This window comes from Ruegeria sp. ABD4_443, from assembly GCF_056160865.1.
This window is the reverse complement of record NZ_JBSWYA010000018.1, coordinates 1-6,164: the sequence shown is the minus strand read 5'-3', so window position 1 is coordinate 6,164 and position 6,164 is coordinate 1. Positions and strand designations below refer to the sequence as shown.

General features: G+C 59.4%; 7 protein-coding genes and 1 pseudogene. 3 read left to right on the top strand and 5 right to left on the bottom strand.

Features of this window, described 5'->3' with window-relative positions:
- The 5 genes and pseudogenes from ACXAG8_RS18465 to ACXAG8_RS18445 form a co-directional block, all read right to left on the bottom strand.
- Window positions 1–90, bottom strand: a pseudogene (locus ACXAG8_RS18465) (electron transfer flavoprotein subunit beta/FixA family protein); the annotation flags it as partial.
- 161 nt (window positions 91–251) lie between these two features.
- Window positions 252–824 carry a cob(I)yrinic acid a,c-diamide adenosyltransferase gene (locus ACXAG8_RS18460; protein WP_475230676.1) on the bottom strand — a complete coding sequence of 191 codons (573 nt, stop codon included), beginning with the start codon at window positions 822–824 and terminating at the stop codon, window positions 252–254.
- Window positions 825–1,028 (bottom strand): twin transmembrane helix small protein, encoded by a 204-nt coding sequence (locus ACXAG8_RS18455; RefSeq protein ID WP_475230673.1) that lies wholly within the window; start codon window positions 1,026–1,028, stop codon window positions 825–827.
- Between the two features lie 78 nt (window positions 1,029–1,106).
- Window positions 1,107–1,934 carry an SDR family NAD(P)-dependent oxidoreductase gene (locus tag ACXAG8_RS18450; RefSeq protein ID WP_475230670.1) on the bottom strand — a complete coding sequence of 276 codons (828 nt, stop codon included), beginning with the start codon at window positions 1,932–1,934 and terminating at the stop codon, window positions 1,107–1,109.
- A gap of 69 nt (window positions 1,935–2,003) precedes the next feature.
- Window positions 2,004–2,633 (bottom strand): SH3 domain-containing protein, encoded by a 630-nt coding sequence (locus ACXAG8_RS18445; RefSeq protein WP_475230667.1) that lies wholly within the window; start codon window positions 2,631–2,633, stop codon window positions 2,004–2,006.
- Window positions 2,634–2,834: 201 nt separating this feature from the next.
- Here ACXAG8_RS18445 and ACXAG8_RS18440 point away from each other — a divergent pair, with 201 nt between their 5' ends.
- The 3 genes from ACXAG8_RS18440 to ACXAG8_RS18430 form a co-directional block, all read left to right on the top strand.
- A complete protein-coding gene (locus ACXAG8_RS18440; RefSeq protein ID WP_475230664.1) occupies window positions 2,835–5,183 on the top strand; it encodes a DNA topoisomerase IV subunit A in 2,349 nt (782 codons plus the stop codon).
- A gap of 89 nt (window positions 5,184–5,272) precedes the next feature.
- Window positions 5,273–5,872: a hypothetical protein gene (locus tag ACXAG8_RS18435; RefSeq protein ID WP_475230661.1), complete on the top strand. Its 600-nt coding sequence runs from the start codon at window positions 5,273–5,275 to the stop codon at window positions 5,870–5,872.
- A gap of 114 nt (window positions 5,873–5,986) precedes the next feature.
- Window positions 5,987–6,164: GTP-binding protein (locus ACXAG8_RS18430; RefSeq protein WP_475224168.1), on the top strand; the 178-nt coding region annotated here is incomplete at its 3' end.

Below are 6,164 nucleotides of genomic sequence, written 5' to 3'. Positions count from 1 at the left end.
ATTGGCGAGATCAACACCGCTACCGTCCGCTTTCACACGGACCTTCACATTATAGTCAATCACGCGCTTGACAGGCACGAGTACCTTCATTTTTGCGCTTTCTCCTCAAAAAACGGTAAGCCGCGACGCGACTCCACCAATGCTCTCGAAGGACTGAATAGCGTCTGAATTCGCGCGGCAACAGGGCAAAATCGTCACGTCTTGGGCTTGGGACGTCGCGTTTTGTCGTTTTTGACGTAACGGCCAGTGGCTTATCGGTTTGCGCCCGGCACCCACAATATGTCGGCCTTGCCGTTATCGTTGGCGCAACGCGCCGCAACAAAGAACCAGTCGCTGAGCCGGTTGAGGTATTTTACCGCCACCGCGTTCACCGGTTCCATGTTGGTCAGTTCAACCGCCAGCCGCTCGGCCCGGCGCGCGACGGTCCGGCATACATGCAATTGCGCGGCCAGCCGCGACCCGCCCGGCAGGATAAAGCTGCGCAGCGGCTCAAGCGCGGCGTTCATCGAATCAATTTCCGCCTCAAGCCGGTCGATCTGGGCCTGAACCATGCGCAGCGGCGGATAATCGGCCTCGGCATCCTTTTCCATGTCCGGGCGGCAGAAATCGGCGCCAAGATCGAACAGGTCGTTCTGAATGCGGGCCAGGGCGGTTTCGGTTTCGCCCTCAGCCTCGGATCGTGCGACGCCGACAAAGGCATTCAGTTCGTCCACGGTGCCATAGGCCGCCACGCGACCCGCGTATTTTGCGACCCGATCACCGTTGCCAAGCGCGGTTTTGCCGTCATCGCCCGTCCGGGTGTAGATCTTGTTCAGGACTACCATTCACTGCACTCCTTGCCCGCGCAAGTAAACGTAAAGCACGATCAGAATCACGGCAATGAACTGAAACAGGATGCGCAGCCGCATCATCTTGTTGCTTTTCTTCGCGGCGTCCGTTCCGCTTTTGCCGAAATTGGCAATGCCAAGGCCCAGAACGACAACAACCGCGGCCATTGCCAAAAGCAGGACGACCATTAACAGGTCCATGTGTTCACCGTCCGTGTTTTGAGTGTCTCAGGCCATCTCTAGCCTTGGAACGCGGAAATGCGAACCGGTAATTTCGTCTCAGATACGGGACAGGATGCTGTCGATTGCGCGCGTCGGAAGCACCCGCCGAAGGTATCCGGCGATATAGGTCGGCGTGGTGACATAGTACCTGGCCTTCGGGCGCGCTGCCTCAAGCGCCTGCGCAAGCTTGTCGGTCACGGCCGAGGCTGGCAGTTCAAACTGGTCGGGGCCGCTGTCTTCGTACAAACGCTTGAGCAGGCTTCCTTCGTACTTGTCCCGCAGCGCCGAGTTTTCCCAATCTATGAACCGTTCAAATACGGGGATAGCTTTTTCACGCAGCTTTGAGGTGATCGGACCTGGTTCGATCAGGATCACTTTGATATCGGTGTCCTGCAGTTCAAGCCGCAATGTATCGGTCAGCCCTTCGATGGCGAATTTGGTGGCGATGTAGGCGCCGCGCCAGGGAAAGGCGATAAAGCCTAGAACGGATGAATTCTGGATGATGCGGCCATGCCCCTGTGCCCGCATGACGGGAATCACCTGGCGGGTCAGGTCGTGCCAGCCAAAGACATTGGTTTCAAAGATATGGCGCAGCCCGTCGACGGGAATATCCTCGACCGCGCCCGGAAGCCCATGCGCCCCGTTGTTGAACACGGCATCCAGCGTGCCGCCCGTGGCACTTAGAACCTCGTGCAAACCTGACGTGATGCTGTCGGAATCGGTGTAATCTATGCGTGGGCTGTCAAACCCTTGTGCCCGCAGGCGGTCGCAATCGCGCTGATGGCGGCAGGATGCAAAAACGCGCCAGCCGCGCGCACGCATACCGTGTGCCGCGTCCAGACCGATGCCGGACGAGCAGCCGGTGATGAGGATGGATTTTTGCATGGGACCCCTGCAGACGATTCCTGTCAAAAGCTATGGCGGGCTTTGACGCAGGGCAATCATGCGAAAGCGTCAGTTTGATGTTTTCCGCACCAGCGAGGCCGAAATCCAGCCGACCTGTTGCCCGGGCAACACGCGCAGACGCAGCCAGCCGGTTCCCGATTCGCTCAGAACCTCGACCTTTTGGCCGATCGCGGCTTTGCCGATGACCGGATAGATGGTGCCCGGCCCGTCGCGCATGTTGACGCGCGTGCCGGAAACTTCGCGGATGTCTTTCTGGGGTTCGGCCGGAACAGGGTTCTGCGCCTGTTCGGTCGACGGTTCGGGCGCGACCTGTCGCAGGGCGGCGGCACCTTCTTCCAGCGAGGCCAGGGTGAACGTCGCGCCTTGGTCGTCGAACATCGACGGGGTCGAATTCAACCCGAATGCTACCTGTTTCAGCAGCGCGGTTGTCTCGGCCTGGTCCGGTTTCGGCGCAAGCTGGGCGGTCGACACGGGCACAGGCGCAGGAGTTAGGGCGGCTTTGGTAACCAACTGTTCGGCGCGCGTTGACGCGGCCGGTGTGGGGCGCGGCGCAGGTGCCGACGCGATCTGTGCGGGCGGTGCCGAACGCACACCGCGCGGTTCAAAATTCGGACCGTCGCTCATCACGTAGAAAGTCCAGCCGAGCATGGCAAAAGTAACAAGAATAAGGCGCGTCATGGCGCATCCCCCGGTAATCGTAACAACACAAGAATTGGCAGCAGAACTATGCGTTGAAGCCTAACATATTTTGACCGTCCTGTCGAAAAACCGGGGAAATCCGGGGTTTGTCTCCCCCTGTTGCAAAAAGCGCCACCTGCCTTTGGCAAAATATGCGCAGATTGCTTTACCAAGCCCGGCGGGCGTCGTATCACATCATCTATGAACGATACGATCGACGACCCCAACATGGAGACCCCCGAGAGCGCAGGTGAGGTGGCCGAGCCGCTGCGCCGCGCGATTGGCGAGCGCTATCTGACCTATGCACTCAGCACCATTATGCACCGGGCACTGCCCGATGCGCGCGATGGTCTGAAGCCGGTGCACCGGCGAATCCTCTATGCGATGCGCGAGCTGCGGCTGAGCGCGACGGGCGGGTTCCGGAAATCCGCGAAGATCTCGGGCGACGTGATGGGTAACTATCACCCCCATGGGGACGCCGCGATTTACGACGCGATGGCGCGTCTGGCGCAGGACTTCAACGTGCGCTACCCGCTGGTCGACGGGCAGGGGAATTTCGGCAATATCGACGGCGATAACCCGGCGGCCTCGCGCTACACCGAGGCGCGGATGACTATCGTGGCCGAAGCGCTGCTTGAGGGTCTGAACGAGGACGCCGTCGATTTTCGCGACAACTATGATGGGACGCTGACCGAGCCGGTTGTCCTGCCGGCGCAGTTCCCGAACCTGTTGGCCAACGGTGCCAGCGGTATTGCCGTGGGCATGGCGACGAATATCCCACCGCACAATATCTCGGAACTTTGCGACGCTTGTCTGCATCTGATCAAAACGCCGGATGCGCGCGACGACACGCTGTTGAACTATGTGCCCGGACCGGATTTCCCGACCGGCGGCGTCATTGTTGAGCCGCCCGAGAACATCGCCCAGGCCTATCGCACCGGACGCGGGTCTTTCCGCCTGCGGTGCAAGTTCGAAGTCGAAGATCTGGGCCGTGGCCAATGGCAGATCGTCGTCACCGAGATCCCCTATCAGGTTCAGAAATCCAAGCTGATCGAAAAAATCGCGGAACTGATCCAGACCAAGAAAATCCCGATCCTGGCTGATGTCCGGGACGAATCCGCCGATGACATCCGTCTGATCCTTGAACCGCGTTCGAAAAACGTCGACCCCGAGGTTCTGATGGGCATGCTCTATCGCAACTCGGACCTTGAGGTGCGGTTCAGCCTGAACATGAACGTGCTGATCGACGGGGTGACGCCCAAGGTCTGCTCGATGAAGGAAGTGCTGCGCGCTTTCCTTGATCACCGGCAAGAGGTGCTGCTGCGCCGTTCGCGCCACCGGATGGCCAAGATCGACCACCGGCTAGAGGTGCTGGAGGGCTTTATCGTCGCCTTCCTCAACCTCGACCGTGTGATCGACATCATCCGTTACGACGACGACCCCAAAGCCGCGCTGATGCGCGAGGATTGGGGGGTTACCCATGTGCGCGCCACCAGCGAGGCCGACTATGTCTCGCCCAAGCCGGGTGAGGGCGAATTGTCCGAGGTTCAGGTTGACGCGATCCTGAATATGCGCCTGCGCAGCCTGCGCCGTCTGGAAGAGATGGAACTGGTCCGCGAGCGTGACGCGTTGATGGAAGAGCGCGCCAATCTCGAAGACCTGCTGGCCGATCCCGCCTTGCAATGGGCCAAGATCGCCGAGCAGTTGAAAGAGACCAAGAAGACCTTTGGCAAAGACTACGAAGGTGGCGCACGGCGCACGCAGTTTGCCGAGGCCGGACAGGTCGAAGAGGTGCCGCTTGAGGCGATGATCGACCGTGAACCGATCACGGTTGTCTGCTCTCAGATGGGCTGGATTCGCGCCATGACCGGCCATATCGACCTCAAGCGTGAGCTGAAGTTCAAGGACGGCGACGGCCCTAGGTTCATCTTCCATGCCGAGACCACCGACCGCCTGCTGGTCTTTGCCTCGAACGGGCGATTCTATACTGTCAGCGCCGCCAACCTGCCCGGCGGGCGGGGTATGGGTGAACCGCTGCGTCTGATGGTCGATCTACCGAACGAGGCGCAGATCATCGACATCCTGATCCACAAGCCGGGGCGCAAGCTGCTGGTGGCCTCGGATGCGGGCAACGGGTTTATGGTGCCCGAGGATGACGTGCTGGCCCAGACACGAAACGGCAAACAGGTTTTGAACGTCAAAGGGGATGAGACAGCGGTAATCTGCAAACCTATCGTCGGCGATCACGTCGCGGTGGTGTCTCAGAACGGCAAATTCCTGGTCTTCCCGACCGAAGAATTGCCGGAAATGACGCGGGGCAAGGGTGTGCGCCTGCAGAAATACAACATGGCGCGCGGGCGTCAGGGTACGCTTGAACTGGATGGCGGATTGTCCGACATCACAACCTTTAACTGGGAAGAGGGCCTGAAATGGTCCATGGGTGGCGACAAGACGCGGCACGAGGCGGACATGTCCCAATGGCTGGCCAAACGCGCCAGCGTCGGGAAAAAGCCCCCCTATGGCTTTCCGCGGGATTTTAAATTCTCGTGATCACGCTTTGGTTACGGTGGAATTCTGCCGATACGGCTTGGCACAAGTGGTTCGGGTGCGCTACATCCAATGAAAACAGGCCTATCGAGATGAAAACAATGCTGCGCATCCTGACCTTGATCACCGGACTGGCCCTTGTGTCGGCCTGCACGCAAACGCAGATCGACGAAGCCCCAGAAGACCTGGGCGCGTTCAAGCTGCGGGTGAACTATGCTTTTGCCGACAAGGCCGTTCAGGGCCCGGTGTCGCGCGATGCGACCCCGCAGGAATGGACCGAAGCCATTCAAAAGAATGTCGACCTGCGGCTGGGGCGATATCCCGGAACGCAGGATGTGGATATTGGAATCAGCCTTGAGGGTTACATGCTGGCCCCGCCGGGCATTCCCGTGATCTACAACCCGAAAAGCACCGCGATCGTGCTGGTCAACGTCTACGATGTGAAAAAGAAGGAATTCCTTGCCAAGGGCAAGAAGTTCCAGGTGCTTGAAGACACAACCGGCGACAGCGCGCTGCAGGGATCGGGGCATGTACGCACCAAGCACGAGCAGATGAATGGCCTGGCGCTGAAGGTTGCGGACCGGGTCGAGGAATGGCTGGCCGAAGAACACAAGGAAAACGGCTGGTTCACACCGGGTCCGGCCCTGGTTCAGCCGCTTGAAAACGACGGGTCACTGCAAAATCCTGCGTGACATTTTGCTTTTCCCGCAGGATGTGCTTGATTTTCCCCCCTTAACCAAATATCTCGCGCGCGCAGATGCAATTCGGGACCAAGGGTCCCCCAAACCACAAAGGGCGCCTGAGGAATGGCAAAGGAAAAGTTTGAGCGTACAAAACCGCACGTCAACATCGGCACGATTGGCCACGTTGACCATGGTAAAACCACGCTGACTGCAGCGATCACCAAGTATTTCGGTGACTTCAAAGCGTATGACCAAATCGACGGCGCGCCGGAAGAAAAAGCGCGCGGCATCACCATCTCGA

What these genes read in the sequence shown, in the direction of transcription:
- ACXAG8_RS18450 (WP_475230670.1), bottom strand. Translation starts at nt 1,934, where the DNA reads ATGCAAAAATCCATCCTCATCACCGGCTGCTCGTCCGGCATCGGTCTG.
- ACXAG8_RS18440 (WP_475230664.1), top strand. Translation starts at nt 2,835, where the DNA reads ATGAACGATACGATCGACGACCCCAACATGGAGACCCCCGAGAGCGCA.
- ACXAG8_RS18445 (WP_475230667.1), bottom strand. Translation starts at nt 2,633, where the DNA reads ATGACGCGCCTTATTCTTGTTACTTTTGCCATGCTCGGCTGGACTTTC.
- ACXAG8_RS18460 (WP_475230676.1), bottom strand. Translation starts at nt 824, where the DNA reads ATGGTAGTCCTGAACAAGATCTACACCCGGACGGGCGATGACGGCAAA.
- ACXAG8_RS18455 (WP_475230673.1), bottom strand. Translation starts at nt 1,028, where the DNA reads ATGGACCTGTTAATGGTCGTCCTGCTTTTGGCAATGGCCGCGGTTGTT.
- ACXAG8_RS18435 (WP_475230661.1), top strand. Translation starts at nt 5,273, where the DNA reads ATGAAAACAATGCTGCGCATCCTGACCTTGATCACCGGACTGGCCCTT.